This is a genomic window from Saliphagus infecundisoli (assembly GCF_020177375.1).
Taxonomy (GTDB): Archaea; Halobacteriota; Halobacteria; order Halobacteriales; family Natrialbaceae; genus Saliphagus; species Saliphagus infecundisoli.
Map to the genome: position 1 here is coordinate 1 of NZ_JAIWHV010000001.1, position 13360 is coordinate 13360.

Annotated in this window: 18 protein-coding genes; 8 read left to right on the forward strand and 10 right to left on the reverse strand. The window is 68.8% G+C overall.

The features are described from left to right. Nucleotides 1-130: 130 nt before the first annotated feature. From LCF40_RS00005 to LCF40_RS00020, 4 genes are all read right to left on the reverse strand, one after another. Nucleotides 131-535, reverse strand: coding sequence for a hypothetical protein (locus LCF40_RS00005; RefSeq protein ID WP_224826913.1), 405 nt, complete (start codon nt 533-535; stop codon nt 131-133). Nucleotides 536-759: 224 nt separating this feature from the next. Continuing rightward, nucleotides 760-2304: a thermosome subunit alpha gene (gene thsA, locus LCF40_RS00010; RefSeq protein WP_114577067.1), complete on the reverse strand. Its 1545-nt coding sequence runs from the start codon at nt 2302-2304 to the stop codon at nt 760-762. Nucleotides 2305-2414: 110 nt separating this feature from the next. Continuing rightward, complete coding sequence (locus LCF40_RS00015) at nt 2415-3329, reverse strand: glycosyltransferase family 2 protein (RefSeq protein ID WP_224826914.1); 915 nt, start codon at nt 3327-3329, stop codon at nt 2415-2417. Between the two features lie 52 nt (nt 3330-3381). Beyond that, a complete protein-coding gene (locus LCF40_RS00020) occupies nt 3382-4089 on the reverse strand; it encodes a class I SAM-dependent methyltransferase (protein ID WP_114576998.1) in 708 nt (235 codons plus the stop codon). An 89-nt stretch (nt 4090-4178) separates the two neighbouring features. Here LCF40_RS00020 and LCF40_RS00025 point away from each other — a divergent pair, with 89 nt between their 5' ends. The 6 genes from LCF40_RS00025 (at nt 4179) to LCF40_RS00050 (ending at nt 7838) form a co-directional block, all read left to right on the forward strand. Further along, the gene (locus tag LCF40_RS00025) at nt 4179-4319 is read left to right on the forward strand and encodes a hypothetical protein (RefSeq protein WP_198667878.1); all 141 of its coding nucleotides are present in this window, start codon (nt 4179-4181) and stop codon (nt 4317-4319) included. 121 nt (nt 4320-4440) lie between these two features. Next, nucleotides 4441-4719: a MarR family transcriptional regulator gene (locus tag LCF40_RS00030; protein ID WP_114576999.1), complete on the forward strand. Its 279-nt coding sequence runs from the start codon at nt 4441-4443 to the stop codon at nt 4717-4719. Nucleotides 4720-4749: 30 nt separating this feature from the next. After that, nucleotides 4750-5493, forward strand: coding sequence for an MBL fold metallo-hydrolase (locus LCF40_RS00035; protein WP_114577000.1), 744 nt, complete (start codon nt 4750-4752; stop codon nt 5491-5493). A gap of 37 nt (nt 5494-5530) precedes the next feature. Next, nucleotides 5531-6223: a YkgJ family cysteine cluster protein gene (locus tag LCF40_RS00040; RefSeq protein ID WP_224826915.1), complete on the forward strand. Its 693-nt coding sequence runs from the start codon at nt 5531-5533 to the stop codon at nt 6221-6223. A gap of 42 nt (nt 6224-6265) precedes the next feature. Then, nucleotides 6266-7030 (forward strand): geranylgeranylglyceryl/heptaprenylglyceryl phosphate synthase, encoded by a 765-nt coding sequence (locus tag LCF40_RS00045; RefSeq protein ID WP_114577068.1) that lies wholly within the window; start codon nt 6266-6268, stop codon nt 7028-7030. 100 nt (nt 7031-7130) lie between these two features. Then, complete coding sequence (locus LCF40_RS00050) at nt 7131-7838, forward strand: rhamnogalacturonan acetylesterase (protein ID WP_224826916.1); 708 nt, start codon at nt 7131-7133, stop codon at nt 7836-7838. Between the two features lie 83 nt (nt 7839-7921). Here LCF40_RS00050 and LCF40_RS00055 read toward each other — a convergent pair whose 3' ends face one another. Next, complete coding sequence (locus LCF40_RS00055) at nt 7922-8338, reverse strand: TRAM domain-containing protein (RefSeq protein WP_114577003.1); 417 nt, start codon at nt 8336-8338, stop codon at nt 7922-7924. A 100-nt stretch (nt 8339-8438) separates the two neighbouring features. After that, nucleotides 8439-10172, reverse strand: coding sequence for a radical SAM protein (locus LCF40_RS00060; RefSeq protein ID WP_114577004.1), 1734 nt, complete (start codon nt 10170-10172; stop codon nt 8439-8441). 92 nt (nt 10173-10264) lie between these two features. Here LCF40_RS00060 and LCF40_RS00065 point away from each other — a divergent pair, with 92 nt between their 5' ends. Continuing rightward, nucleotides 10265-10423 (forward strand): DUF7559 family protein, encoded by a 159-nt coding sequence (locus tag LCF40_RS00065; RefSeq protein WP_198667879.1) that lies wholly within the window; start codon nt 10265-10267, stop codon nt 10421-10423. A gap of 135 nt (nt 10424-10558) precedes the next feature. Next, nucleotides 10559-11023, forward strand: coding sequence for an Hsp20/alpha crystallin family protein (locus LCF40_RS00070; RefSeq protein ID WP_380683032.1), 465 nt, complete (start codon nt 10559-10561; stop codon nt 11021-11023). Between the two features lie 5 nt (nt 11024-11028). On the opposite strand, the gene LCF40_RS00075 is transcribed toward LCF40_RS00070, so the two are convergent. From LCF40_RS00075 to LCF40_RS00090, 4 genes are all read right to left on the reverse strand, one after another. Then, nucleotides 11029-11808: a DUF7388 family protein gene (locus tag LCF40_RS00075; RefSeq protein ID WP_224826917.1), complete on the reverse strand. Its 780-nt coding sequence runs from the start codon at nt 11806-11808 to the stop codon at nt 11029-11031. A gap of 198 nt (nt 11809-12006) precedes the next feature. Continuing rightward, the gene (locus LCF40_RS00080; RefSeq protein WP_114577006.1) at nt 12007-12153 is read right to left on the reverse strand and encodes a DUF1328 domain-containing protein; all 147 of its coding nucleotides are present in this window, start codon (nt 12151-12153) and stop codon (nt 12007-12009) included. An 87-nt stretch (nt 12154-12240) separates the two neighbouring features. Next, a complete protein-coding gene (locus LCF40_RS00085; RefSeq protein ID WP_224826918.1) occupies nt 12241-12852 on the reverse strand; it encodes an NUDIX hydrolase in 612 nt (203 codons plus the stop codon). Continuing rightward, a complete protein-coding gene (locus tag LCF40_RS00090; protein WP_224826919.1) occupies nt 12852-13328 on the reverse strand; it encodes a DUF7109 family protein in 477 nt (158 codons plus the stop codon). Before LCF40_RS00090 ends, LCF40_RS00085 begins: the two co-directional genes overlap by 1 nt. Nucleotides 13329-13360: the final 32 nt, after the last annotated feature.

The following is a 13360-nucleotide window of genomic DNA, read 5'->3' on the forward strand; positions in this document are numbered from 1 at the left end:
TACGGATCGCGGAATCTATCGATTCCGGCGATCCGCCAATCCCCAGCGCCACAGTTGGTTCACCATTGAGAGACCACTCATGAGACTGCTACGAAATCGGTCTGACGGAAGGTCGCTATCCAACTACATATTATTCAGCGCATTCAGATCCCTGGTATGAATACATTATTCGAATATCCGGTGAGTTCCCGTTACCAGTGTCCTGGTCCTCAACTTCTCCCCTTACCATTATGGTATCTCCATCCCAATCAGAAGTAGAGACCTCCTGCCAGGCACCATCATTCACCCGCATCTTGACACTGTACTGGCCTGAATCGGACGGAAGCTCTTCATGTGGGATAGTGAACCCATCAACTCTTGTTTCGTCTGGTCCGTCAATGAGTTCTTGTTTTGGATCAAGCTCTTCGGAGCGTTCGATCAATACAGTGTCGTCCTCTATGAGCCGGAGTTCCCCTACTACGGACTCGGAAGAGCTATTTGACAACCCGACACTGCATAGAATAATCGCATTTTCGCCATTGCTTTGGCCGCTCAAACACCCGCTAAGGACGATACCACCCCCGATCGAAACAATAGTGCGCCGAGTCAATGAGTCCATAGAAAATGTCATATCACAATTGGTAAATAATTTGGGGAGAACGACCAGCTAATATTCCATTCGCACCTGCAGTGAGCGTGTGCCGAAGACTGCGCGGGTGGAGACAGTTCTCTGACGGCCTCTTTTGCGCTACCAAAAGAACTCGAAGCGGTGGAACGACGTTACTCGGCGGAGATGACGTCGTCGATCCGGGTGATCATCGTCGCGGCCTCGGTCGCGCTCTCGACGGCCTCCCGTTTGACGTCTGCGGGATCGACGATGCCGTACTCGACGGGGTCGGCGATCGAGACGTCCTCGCCGTCGGTGACGAGACCGGCCCGGCCGCTCGACTCGTGTTCGGCCCGGAGATCGACGAGGACGTCGATCGGGTCCTGGCCGGTGTTGGCCGCCAGCGTCCGGGGGACGATGTCGATCGCGTCCGCGAAGGCCGTGACCGCGAGCTGTTTGCGGCCCTCGATGCCGGCGGCCTCCGAGCGGATGCGGTCGGCGATCGCGATCTCGGTCGCGCCCGCGCCGGGGACGACCTCGCCGCTTTCGAGTGCGGTCGCGACGACGTCTAAGGCGTCGCCGATCGCGCGCTCGAGTTCGTCGACGACGTGTTCGGTGCCGCCACGGACGAAGACGGTGACGGTCTCGGCGGCGGCGCCGCCCTCGACGAACGCGAGGTCCTCGCCGGCGTAGGTGTCGGTGTGGACGTGGTCTGCGTGGCCGAAGGCGTCCGCGTCGAGATCGTCCAAGTCGCCGACGCGGGCGGCGCCGGTCGCGCTCGCGATCTTGCGGGCGTCGCTACTGGAGACGTTCTCGAAGGCGAGGACGCCCTCGTTCGCGAGCGCGCTCGCGACGCGGTCGTCGACGTCCTCGGTCGTGAAGACGACGTCGACGCCGCTGTCGGCGACGGTCTCGGCGTAGCCCGCGAGCTCGCTTTCCTCGGCGTCGAGGGCGGCGTTGAGCTGGTCGATCGACTCGATGGAGTACTCGGCGTCGACGTCGCCGGTGCGGACGCCGAGTTCGACGTCGACGATCGCGACGTCGGCGTCCTCGACGGAGACCGGCATCTCGCTGTGGGCGGGTTCCTCGTCGACGATGATCCCCTCGATGAGTTCGGTCGCCGAGGAGGAGGCGCCGACCTCGGTGTGGACGTTGACGTTCTCGCGGACGACGCCGTCGTCGCCGTCGACGTGGCGGATCGCGTCGACGACCGTCTCCGCGAGGACGTCGGCGGTCAGCCCACCGGTGCCCTTCCCGGTCATGCTCGATTCCGCGACCTGACCGAGGACCTCGTCGTCTACGTCCTCGCCCAGTACCTCGTCGTCGACCGCCTCGAGGGCGATCCGGGAGGCCTCGTGGTAGCCCTCGACGATCGTCGTCGGGTGGACGTCCTGCTCTAGGAGGTCTTCGGCCTCCTCGAGGAGGGTGCCCGTGACGACGGCCGCCGTCGTGGTTCCGTCGCCGACCTCGTCCTCCTGGGTCTCGGCGACCTCGACGATCATCTGGGCGGCGGGGTGTTCGATGTCCATCTCCTCGAGGATGGTCGCCCCGTCGTTGGTGATGACGACGTCGCCGCCCGAGGAGACGAGCATCTTGTCCATCCCCCGGGGGCCGAGGGTCGTCCGGACCGAGTCGGCGACGGCCTTCCCGGCCATGATGTTCGACGATTGGGCGTCCCGCCCCTGGGTTCGCTGACTGTCCTCGCTCATGATGAACATGGGTTGTCCGCCCATGCGTCGCTGTTGTGCCATGTGTCGATCCTCACTACCCTGTCGTTAGCACTTCTATATAAATGTTTCTCTCCCGGCTCGCTTCCCTCGTGCGATCCCTACCGGAGGTCGTACCGGCGGACCGCCCGGTCCTGTCGGGCCGAGAGCCCGTGGGGGTTTCGCCGCTGGCCCCCGTCCTCCCCGCGGGCGGATCGCCCGTCCCTGAGCCCGCGGGCCGTGCTGCGGACGACCGCCGCGCCGTTGCCGACCCAGCCCGTCGGGGTCGAGTCGCCGGTCGCGACCGCCCGGACCTCCTGGGAGGCGTCCCGGAGCGCGCTCCCGGCCGCCCGCGCGAGGACCATCGGGCCGAGCCCGTAGTTCTTCGCCAGCCGGTAGCCAAGCGACCGGTAACAGACCCCCCAGTTGCGCTCGAGGCGGCCGCCGTCGGTGCCGACCTCGTGGCGGGCGGCCATCCCCCCGCTCCAGGTGACGTCGTACCCCATCGCCGCGACCCTGTGGGCACAGTCCTTGGCTCCGCCCGTCTCGAGGTACTCGTCGAACCCGTCGAGGGCCTCGATGACCTCGCGGTCGAAGGCGACGTTGTCGCCGTCGAAGCCGGTGACCGCCCGGCCGCGGACGGGCCGTGGGTCCGACGGCGACCGGTCGTCGCCGGCCGGGCTCCCGACGCCGTCCCGGACGGGGCCGGTCACGACGTCGGCACCGCTCGCGCTCGCGGACTCGAGGGCCCCGTACCATCCCCCGTCGACGGCGTACTCGCCGCCGACGAACGCGACGACGTCGCCCGTCGCCGCCTCGATCCCCGCGTTCCGCGAGACGTTCCGGTTGCGCTCGGAGATCTCGACTAAGACGTCGACGTCGTCGCGCTCGCGGACCGCCCCCGTCGTCCCGTCGGCGGAGGGACCGTTGACGACGACGACCTCGGTGCTCGCGGGCACCGAGGTCCGGAGGGCGTCGAGACAGGGCAGCAGTCGCTCCCGGCCGTTGAGCGTCGAGACGACTACCGAGAGCTCCATACTCATGGATAGTTTCCGCGATCGGTAAAATAGGCTGGGGTTCGGGCGTCCATCAGCGGACGCGGGCCGTCCAGTAGGAGACGGAGGCGAAGTGGTCGGCGGTCGGAAGCGCCCCGACGGCCTCGTCGGCCGCACGGATCGGGGCCGCAAGGGCGTTCGGGATCGCCCGGTAGAGCCCGTAGGGCACGAGGAAGTCGTCGGCGACGTCCACGAGGGTGAGGTCCGCCTTCGCAAGCAGGACCGCGACCTCGCTCTTCGAGTACAGCCGCGACCCCATCGGCAGCGCCCAGTTGTAGATGCTCCGGGCCGAAAAGCGGTTGAACGTGTCGAAGACGATCCGGTCGCTGGCGACCCGGCGCATCTCCCGGAGGAAGCCCTCGGGGTCGTCGGCCAGGTGGAAAAACCGCATTGCGACCACCGTGTCGAAGTGGTCGTCGGGGAAGGGGAGCCGACCCGCGTCGCCCCGGAGGAACTCGAGGTGATCCGCGACCCCCGCCCGTCGGGCCTTCTCCCTGCCCTGTCGGAGCATCGCCGCCGAGATGTCCAGTCCCACCACGTCCGCGCCCCGCCGCGCCAGCATCGTCGTAAACCGGCCGGTCCCGCAGGCGATCTCGAGGATCTCCCGGCCCTCGACGGGCCCGACCGCCTCGAGGAGCGCCCGCTTCTCGCGTCGGTCGATCAGCCGACCGCCCCGGGAGAACCGTTTGTCGTCGTACTCCTCGGCGACGTCGTCGGCCTGATACCACTCCTGTCCTTTCACGCTGGGCGGATCTACACTTCCCGGAGGATAAAGAGGTACTGGAGTCGGCCGACGGATCGGCTTTTGGCCCCTGATACCGTAGGACACCTATGCCCACCTGCACCCACTGCGAGACGACCCTCGACGCCGAGGAGCTGGTGCGCCACGAGTCGGGCGACCTCCTGTTCGTTCACTGCCCGTCGTGTGGGGCGTCGATGGGAACGTACCGCGAGCCGGGGATCGGACGCTGACCGCCGGCCGACCGTCCGCACCTAATACATAATTCTACCATATATATACACCTATTATAAACAAGATTGTAGGTATCCACATATGGGGAAGCTTTACCAACGCCGATTCCGCACTCCGGCTATGAGCACGAGTACCACCGACGATCCTGCCGCGAGCGACGAACCCCTCTCGGAGGCCGAGTACCGCGACCGCCTCCGCGAGCTTCCCCCTTCGGCGAAACTCGTCGCCAAAGTCTTAGAGGGCGACGCCCCCCTCTCGCAGGGCCAGCTCGCCGAGGAGTCGCTGCTCCCCGACCGGACCGTCCGCTACGCGCTGAATCGGTTGGAGGACGTCGGCCTCGTCGGCTCCCGGTACAGTTTCCGGGACGCCCGCAAACAGGTCTACTTCCTCGAGCGGTAGACGCTTCCGTCGCCGGGCGGTAGCACCGGCGTGGACGTTCGACGAGTTCCCGTCCCGACCGACACCCGCGCGCCGACGGGGGCGACCAACGCCTACCGTGTCGGCGACTGCCTCGTCGATCCGGCGGGCCGGACCGACCGCCTCGACGCCGCCGGCGCTTCCCACCTCGCGGTCACTCACACCCACCCCGACCACGTCGGCGGGGTCGCCGACTACGCCGACGGCCGGACGGTCTGGGCGCTCTCGGGCCACGCCGACCGTTTCGCGGCCGCGACGGGAGTCGAACCCGACCGCACGTTCGCCGAGGGCGATTCGGTCGCCGGGCTCTCGGTCCTCGAGACGCCCGGTCACGCAGTCGACCACGTCACGTTTTGCGGCGAGGACGCCGGCGAGGCGTTCGCCCTCCCGGGGGACCTCGCGACGGCGACCGGCAGCATCGTCGTCGGTCCGGACGGCGGGGGGATGGCCGCCTACCTCGACTCGCTCCGGCGCCTGCGGGACCGGAATCTCGACGTTCTCTACCCCGGCCACGGCGACCCGATCGAGGAACCCGCCGAGCGCTTGGCGGAGTTGATCGACCACCGTCTCGCCCGAGAGCAGCGGGTCCGGGAGGCGATCGAGGCCGGAAACCGCGTTCCCGAGGCGATCCGCGAGGCCGCCTACGAACGGGATCTGTCGGGCGTCTCCGACCTCGCGACCCGGACCGTCATCGCCCATATCGAGAAGCTGGCCGCCGAGGGTGTCGTGGAGTGGGACAGCGAACGGGTGCGGTGACGACGGGCTTTTCTCTCTGCCGGCGAATGGAGGGACGATGGACTCGCTCGAGGCAGACCTCGAACGCGCACGCGACCTCGCCGTCGCCGACCTCGCCGACGCGGTCGAGTCGATCGGCTTCGAGTGTACCCGATGTGGGGCCTGCTGTACGAGCGAGGCCGAGGACCCGCACACGGCGACGGTCTTCCCCGACGAAGTGCGGGAGATACAGGACATGAACGACTACGATTGGAGGGACGTCGCCCGGCCGATGCCCTACGGGCTCCGCGAGGGCGAGGAAGGCCCGGAGGGCGAGACCTTCGAATGGGCGCTCGCCACCGACGGCTGTGGCGACTGTACGTTCTATGAGGAGGAGGGAGGCGTCGGCGCCTGTACCGTCCACCCCGACCGGCCGCTGATCTGCCGGACCTACCCCTTTAGCGTGGTTCTCAAGGACGAGGGGGCGGGAGACGACGCGGGCGAGGACACCGAACTCGCACAGCCGATGGGCGCGGCCGTCGATCGGGAGGGGTCGGTCCGGGCCCACGAGTGCGAGGGTCTCGGCCGGGACATCTCGCGGGCGGACGCCGAGGAGCTCGCGGGGGCGCTCAAGGAACGCGCGATCCGCGAGCTCGAGGAGGCGATCGCCGTCCGCGAGGCCTACGAGCCCGCAGACCCCGGTTCGGGCGAGGTCGTCGTCCACGACTCGGAGGGAACGAAGCGGGCGGACGGGCGACCTCGGGGCGGGTAGCGGGAGCTATTTAGGCTCCTGGGGCGACCGTCGGCCATGGCCATGGAGTTCGACTGGAACGGGGTTACCCACGTCACGAAGGTCGACCCCGCAAAACCCCTTCCCGGGGACCTCGGGGTTCTCGCGGGGACGGACCTGATCCTCGTCGGCGGCTCCGACGGCGTGACGAGCGAGAACACCCTCGACGCCATCGGGGAACTCGAGTCGGCCGCCCCCGATGTGCCCGTCTTCCAGGAGCCGTACAGCGGCGACCACGTCACCCGGGAGACCGTAGAGCGTGCCGACGCGGTCGCGATCCCGGCGGTCTACAACGGCGACCGGGCGAACTTCGTCGGGAAACACGTCGATCTCTTCACCGAGGTCGCCCGCAAGCCGGAGGAGGTCCTCGGCTCGTCGGTCCCGTTCGTCGGCGACGCCATCCGGGAGCAGGCGACCGAGGCGATCGTCGACCTCGTCGGGAGCCTCTTCGGCGAGGGGTACGTCGTCCAGAACCCCGACGCCACGGCGGCCGCCACCGCGGGCGTCGCCGGGACCTACACGCCCGATCAGGTCGCGGGTGCGGCCCTCGCGACCGAGGCGTTCTACGGCTTTCCCGTCTTCTACGTCGAGTATTCGGGCACCTACGGCGGCACCGAGGACGTCACGGCCGCCGCGCGCTATCTCGAGGAGACGACGCTGCTCTACGGCGGCGGGATCGACGGCGAGAAGCGGGCCAGGGAGGTCCTCGAGGCGGGCGCGGACGCGGTCGTCGTCGGCGACTGCTTCCACGACGACCCGGCGGCGTTCCGGGCGACGATCCCCGAATAGGCGACGCCCGCCAACGGTTCGCGTCCCGACGGTACCGCACGGCCACGTGGGGACGACAATCCCGGTTCTTATTTGTCCTCCCCTCACTACCGCTTCCGAAATGTCGTCCGAGTCGATCACGGTCCACCTGATCGGGGACTCCACGATGGCCGAGAAGGAGCCGAGCGAACGTCCCGAAACCGGCTGGGGAACGCCGTTTGCCGACTTCGCCGACGACTCGGTGACGGTGGAGAACCACGCCCGCAACGGGCGCAGCACCCGGACCTTTCTGGCGGAGGGTCGGTGGCAGCCCGTGATACGCGACCTCGACGAGGACGACTACGTGTTCGTCCAGTTCGGTCACAACGACGAGGTCCCCTCGAAGGACCAGTACACGCCAGAGGCGGAGTTCACCGCCAACCTCGAGACGTTCGTCGCCGAGACGCGCGACCGCGGGGCGAACCCGGTGTTGCTCACGCCGATCGCGCGCCGCCGGTTCGACGGGACCGGCGACCCGGAAGACACCCACCGGGAGTATTCGAATCTGGTGCGGGAGGTCGCCCGGGCGCGTGACGTCCCGCTCGTCGACGCGGACGAGCGGAGCCGGTCGCTGCTCCGTGAACTGGGACCGCAGGGATCGAACTCGCTCTACAACCACCTGTCGCCGGGAGAGCACCCGAACTACCCCGAGGGCGTCGCCGACGACACCCACTTCAGCGAGCACGGCGCTCGCCGAGTCGCCCAACTGGTCGTCGACGGCATCGATGACCTGGACCTCGAGCTGGCTTCCCACATCGCCCGGGGCGATCGGCGAGACAGCTCCTCGTGACGTGGGGTCACCCGTCGCTCGAGCACGCTCGGGTTTTCGACGGCCGGAGCCGGACCGGAGCCGACGAGGCGCCGCCGGCCCGGTTAGAACGTTTCCTCGATGATCTCGCCGACGGCGAAGTTCGATTTGACCTCGCTGACCTCGATCTTGACGCGCTCGCCGACCTCGGCGCCGGGGACGATGATGACGTAGCCCCGCTCGACGCGGGCGATGCCGTCACCCTGTTTGCCGATGTCCTCGATCTCGACGTAGCGGGTCTCGCCGACGTCGACCGGCGGCTGTGGCTCCGAGGGGGGCGTCGACTCCGCGGGACGGGCCTCGCGGGCGCTCGAGCCGGTTTCCTCCTCGCGGTCCCGGGAGACGATCGCGACGCGGTAGACCTCCTCGGGGTCAATGTCACCGGTCTCGATCTCCTGGCGCGGGATTTCGACGACGTAGCGGTCGCCCTCGGTCGAGATCTCCGTGCTGAACAGACACAGGAGTTTGTCAGAGATTTCCATAGAGATCCTCCGTCTGCAGTCTACGGTCCCTCCGTAATAGAACTACCGACGACGGCCCGCCCGTTCGGGGTTTCCGAGTGCCGTTCGGCGCCGATCCCGGTCAGTCCGCCCGGCCCGGCACTCGCACGGTCGCGAACCGCTCGAGATCGACGTCGGGGCCGGCGACGCCGGCGGCCTCGGCGACCGACTCGTAGGGGCGGCCGACGACGACGTCCCCGGCGCGGCTCCGTCCAAGCCCCGGGATCGCCGTCAGCTCGTCCATCGAGGCCGCGTTGAGGTCGAGGGGGTAGGGGACGCCGGTCACCGAGCGGTAGCCGTGGTCGACGACGGCGACGTCCGCCGTCGTTCCGAGCTCGCGCTCGCCGGGGATCCCGACCAGCAGCGGGTAGGTTCCCAGCTGCCGGCCGAACGTCGTCCCGTCCTGGTGGTACTCGAGGTGGACGTCCGGGAGGACGGTTCCCGGCGGGGCGACCCGCTTGAGCATTGGATTGTCGATCTCCTCGCGGACCCGCTGCTTGTAGCGCTTGAACAGCTTCTTGTGGTCGTGTGCGATCTCGGCGCCCGTCTCGGACATCTCGGTGCCCGAAAACGCCATCACCTGGCGGATGTTGACCCGCCGGAGCATGAGCCCCTCCTCGAAGACTCGCTCGAGAAAGGCCATGTTGCGCTCGTAGGTCTCCTCGCGTTCGCCCTGGAGGCCGTGGAGGAGGTTGATCCCCGGGAGCAGTTTGGGGAGCCGTCGCGTGGCGTCGGGGCTGAAATTAGGAGCTGTGTCCTTCTCCCCTCCCGGGCGCCACCCCGCCTCCTCGTTGACGATCCGGACGGCCTCGAGACACTCCTCGGCGGTCACGTTCAGGTTGTTCTCCTCCTGGACGACGGGGTCGGCCGACTCGAGGCCGAACGCGGCGGTGTCTCCGGGAGTGTTGTGCTCGGCGATGATCCGGATCCCCTCGCGGCTCTTCTCGGGCCACTCGACGACGGTGATCGGGTTCATGTTGTCGAGGTGGAGCGTGCCGAGGTCGGGGACGGCCTCGCGGATCCCGCCGTAGAGTTCCCGGAGGGCGTCGGGGTTTGGCGCCTCGCCGTCGCCGCCGTAGGCGAGGATGTCGGCCTGGCGGCCGAGCCGGAAGTGGGCGGCGCCGTGGTCGGAAAGCGCGGCGACCTCGCCGACGACGCTCTCGGGGGGGCGAAAGTCGGGATCGCCGTACAGCGGTTCGGTACAGAACGAACAGCGGTAGGCACAGCCCCGCGAGGTCTCGAGTTCGCAGATGAGGTAGTCGGGGTGGTTCGGGTGTTGCTCGACGACGAATGCGCCCTCCCGGGCCCACCGGGTGACCTCGCGGACGTCGCGCATCCGGTTGGAAAAGCCCTCGAGGCCGCTCTCGACCAAGTCGTGGGCGGCGGCCTCGACGTCGCCTTTCGCGACGAACTCGAAGTCGAGGTCCTGGCGTTCGGTCTCCGTCGCGCCCGCGTTCTCCTCGCCGACGCCGAACTTGACGGGGCCGCCCATCAGGCTCGTCCCCTCGGCGACCCAGGCGAGTTCCCGAACTTCGTCGGGTTCGGCGGGCGTTCCGCCGACGTAGCTCCCGGGGACGGTCATCCCGCCGAGGTAGATCATGAGGTCGGCGTCCTCGACGTCCCGCCAGCGCCCGGACTCCTCGCGGAGGGCGTCGATCGTGTGGTAGGTGATCCGCTCGCGGGGGACGCCGGCATCGACGAGCGCGCCCGCAGTGTACCGGGGGTACGTCGAGATATAGGGCGGGACCCCGAAGTGTGCGGGCTCGTCGACGTAGCCGTCGACGATGGTCACCGACAGCGTTTCGGGCTCCGTCATCGTCGGAAGTAACCCCTCGATGCCTAAAACGATGACTACCCGCTGGTTCCCCTACCCGTGCGTTGATGGGTCTGCCGGTGATACCCCCACGCATGCCACCGACGAAGGAGGTCAAGTGTACCGACGACGGCTGCTTTCTCGACATGTTCGAGAACCACTACACCTACGACGTCCCCGAGGACCACGGCGTCGCCGACCTCTCGTGTCCGGTCTGTGGGGGGACCGACTGTCTCGAGGAGATCGAACTCTGAGGAGGTCTCGGGGGGCCCGGAGACGGCTCTCGCCCATCCCGTTCGCCCTCGGACGACGCGCGTCCGACGTTTATTTCGACAGGCAAAAACGATATGACGGTCCCCCGCGTACCGTTTCCCGTGCATGTCTGACGCATGGAGCCGCCCCTCGGCGGACCGGATCGGTGGGGGACGCCGATGAACGTAAGCGAGGTCGGCCGGTCGGCCCGCGAGCGGATCTACCGACGGATCGGGGCCGCAAAGAGCTACGTCCAGGAGAACCGGCCGCTTCCCGTCGACGTCCTCGAGGGAAGCCACTCCTATCTCGTCGTCTTCGACAGCCCCGGCGTCGGCCTCGAGGACGTCCAGGTCAGATACGTCGACGGCGGCGTCCGGATCCGGATCGACCGCTTCCGGGAGTTCCACGACGGGTTCGAGATGCGCTTTCCCGGCCGCGGGATGGCCCTGAGCGGCGAGGCGACCCTGCCCGAGGACGCGGTCGTCGATCCCGACGGCGCGACCGCGCGGCTCACCGACGTCGGAACGCTGAACGTCGAGATCCCCAAGGACGGAGCCGACGCCGACCGGGAGGCCAACCCCGGGGAGATCATCCTCGACTGATCGCGTCAGTCGACCGTCCGGAGCCCGCCGGCGGGGTAGCCGACGACCGTCGTCGCGCCCGCCGACCGGAGCGCCCGCGCCCGTTGCTCGATCCCCGCCCCTGCTCCGACGAGCGCGTAGTCCCGGGCGGCCGAAAGGAGGACGCTTCGGGCCCGCCCCGAGGCCGCCGAGTCGGTCGGCGCGCCCGCGGGCAGGGCGTCGGCGACCGGCCGGCGTCGGGCGACGTACGCGCCCAAGGCGTCGAGGATCTCGTCGGCGTCGTCGGTCGCGAGCGTCGGCGCGTACACCGCGATCTCGCCGTCGAACCCCGCGGCCCGCAGCGCGCGGAGGTCCTCCTCGGTCGTCCGCGAGAGCAACTCGTACTGGGGCGCGCCCGTCGCGAGCGCCGTCCGCTCGATCCCCTCGGTGCCGACCCAGGCGTCGGGTGCCGTCTCGAGTGCGGCCCCGAGCCGCGGGGCGATCGCCCGCTCGCGCTCCTCGTCGGTGAGGTAGGCGGGGTGGCCGGCGACGAGCACCCGGCCGGCGGCGGGCGGGAGCTCGGCGAGCAGCGAGTCGTCGCCCAGCGGGTCGAAGCCGTCGGCCCGGACCGGCGTCGTCACGAGGACGCGGGTCTCGCGGGCGAGGTCGGCGAGGGCCTCCCGGTCGGGGAGGTGCTCGCAGCCCTCGTAGTCGATGGCGACCGTCCCGACGGGGATCCGGGCGGCCGCCGACACCGGCGACTCGCTGGGCTTGATCGCGACCGCGTCGAGCGCGTCCCACGCCCGGCTCGTCTGCCGTGATCTCATCGATGTGCCCCCCTATCGCGGAACTCGATCCATCGTCTCTGCGACCATGGACCCCCTCCGGCGGTAGCGTGGAAAAGGCTGCCGCTTGGCGCGAGTGTGGCCGCCGTCGCCGTCGCTTCCGGGGGAGCACGCGAGAGAAGCGTGGCCGACGGGGCGGCCCCCGCGGCGGTCGGTCGCCGATACCTCCTCCGCTCGCTCTCAGAGCAGGAACGAGACCACGGCGAGCACGAGGAAGACGATCACGAGCCACTTCGCGATCGTCATCGTGACGCCGGCGACGCCGGTCGCGCCGAGCGCGGATGCGATTATTGCCAGTACGAAGAACGCGATTGCCAACTCTAGCATGGACTCACTTTCAGCCTGTCCTCATAAATGGGTTGAGCTTGGATACGCCGTATGCGGCGTCTGGAGCCCGATTTCGTCGGACCTCCGTCAGACGGCGCCGTCGCTCGAGCGATCGACCCGGTCTGCGGGTTCGAACCCGCTCGTCAGTTCGAGGAGCTGGACGAGGATCCGGCCGGTCGCCCCCCAGACGGTGTAGCCGTCAACGCGGAAGTAGTGGATGGTGATCTCGCCGTAGTGGGGGTGATCGCGGCGCTCGCTCTCGTAGTTGGCGGGATCGAGCAGTCCGGCGACGGGCAACAGTGCGATCTCGGCGACCTCGCGGTGGTCGGGCTCGTAGGCCCGGTCGGGAACCGTGACGACGAAGGGGGAAACTGCGTACTCGGTGACCGTCCGGATGTCGTCGAGGCGGCCGATCACCTCCACTTCCTCCCGGAGCAGGCCGATCTCCTCGAACCCCTCCCGGAGGGCGGTGTCGAGGATCGTCCGGTCGCCGGGCTCGGCCCCGCCGCCCGGGAAACTCATCTGGCCGGGGTGTTCGCCGAGGTGGTCCGCACGTTTGGTGAAGAGGAGGTACTGCTCGCCCCCCCGCTCGACGACCGGCGCGAGCACGGCCGCATCGGAGGGCTGGTCCCGGATCTCGGCCGGCTCGTGGCCCGCGATCGCCGTCAGGTCCAGACGACGCTCGCACTCCTCGGTCATCAGCCGTCCTCCTCGAGCCCGGCGAGTGCGTCCTCGATGCGGTCGCGTTCGTCCTCGAAGTCCGCCGGCGCCCAGGCCTCGACGTCGTAGCTCGTATCGAGCAGTTCGCGGAGCCGGTCGCCGTCCCCGGCCCGGATCGCGGCCCGCACCGCCCGGTTGTACCGCCCGCGGACGGCGTCGGCCGCGGCCGCACGCTCTACGTCCCGGGGATCGACCGAGAGGATGTGCCGGAGGTCCTCGCCGCCCTCCGGGAGCGTCGGGAACGCCGTCGGGCCGGCGACGTAGAGGGACGTTCCGTCGTGGGTGACCACGACGACCCCGAACGACCGGCGGGCAGCGGCGAGCGCGGGGCCGAGTTCCGGCTCGGGGGCGCCGCTCCGGGCGGCCGCCTCCGAGAGGGCCCGCTCGAGCTCCCTTCGGGTGAGCCCGCCGAAGAGTTCGAGGACGCCGGCGAGTTCGTCGGCGCTCACGTCCATGGAGAGGTCATGGGCGCCCGCCTAGATGAGCC

What these genes read in the sequence shown, in the direction of transcription:
- thsA (WP_114577067.1), bottom strand. Translation starts at nt 2,304, where the DNA reads ATGTTCATCATGAGCGAGGACAGTCAGCGAACCCAGGGGCGGGACGCC.
- LCF40_RS00015 (WP_224826914.1), bottom strand. Translation starts at nt 3,329, where the DNA reads ATGGAGCTCTCGGTAGTCGTCTCGACGCTCAACGGCCGGGAGCGACTG.
- LCF40_RS00025 (WP_198667878.1), top strand. Translation starts at nt 4,179, where the DNA reads ATGCCCACCTGCACCCACTGCGAGACGACCCTCGACGCCGAGGAGCTG.
- LCF40_RS00030 (WP_114576999.1), top strand. Translation starts at nt 4,441, where the DNA reads ATGAGCACGAGTACCACCGACGATCCTGCCGCGAGCGACGAACCCCTC.
- LCF40_RS00040 (WP_224826915.1), top strand. Translation starts at nt 5,531, where the DNA reads ATGGACTCGCTCGAGGCAGACCTCGAACGCGCACGCGACCTCGCCGTC.
- LCF40_RS00045 (WP_114577068.1), top strand. Translation starts at nt 6,266, where the DNA reads ATGGAGTTCGACTGGAACGGGGTTACCCACGTCACGAAGGTCGACCCC.
- LCF40_RS00050 (WP_224826916.1), top strand. Translation starts at nt 7,131, where the DNA reads ATGTCGTCCGAGTCGATCACGGTCCACCTGATCGGGGACTCCACGATG.
- LCF40_RS00055 (WP_114577003.1), bottom strand. Translation starts at nt 8,338, where the DNA reads ATGGAAATCTCTGACAAACTCCTGTGTCTGTTCAGCACGGAGATCTCG.
- LCF40_RS00060 (WP_114577004.1), bottom strand. Translation starts at nt 10,172, where the DNA reads ATGACGGAGCCCGAAACGCTGTCGGTGACCATCGTCGACGGCTACGTC.
- LCF40_RS00065 (WP_198667879.1), top strand. Translation starts at nt 10,265, where the DNA reads ATGCCACCGACGAAGGAGGTCAAGTGTACCGACGACGGCTGCTTTCTC.
- LCF40_RS00070 (WP_380683032.1), top strand. Translation starts at nt 10,559, where the DNA reads ATGGAGCCGCCCCTCGGCGGACCGGATCGGTGGGGGACGCCGATGAAC.
- LCF40_RS00075 (WP_224826917.1), bottom strand. Translation starts at nt 11,808, where the DNA reads ATGAGATCACGGCAGACGAGCCGGGCGTGGGACGCGCTCGACGCGGTC.
- LCF40_RS00080 (WP_114577006.1), bottom strand. Translation starts at nt 12,153, where the DNA reads ATGCTAGAGTTGGCAATCGCGTTCTTCGTACTGGCAATAATCGCATCC.
- LCF40_RS00085 (WP_224826918.1), bottom strand. Translation starts at nt 12,852, where the DNA reads ATGACCGAGGAGTGCGAGCGTCGTCTGGACCTGACGGCGATCGCGGGC.
- LCF40_RS00090 (WP_224826919.1), bottom strand. Translation starts at nt 13,328, where the DNA reads ATGGACGTGAGCGCCGACGAACTCGCCGGCGTCCTCGAACTCTTCGGC.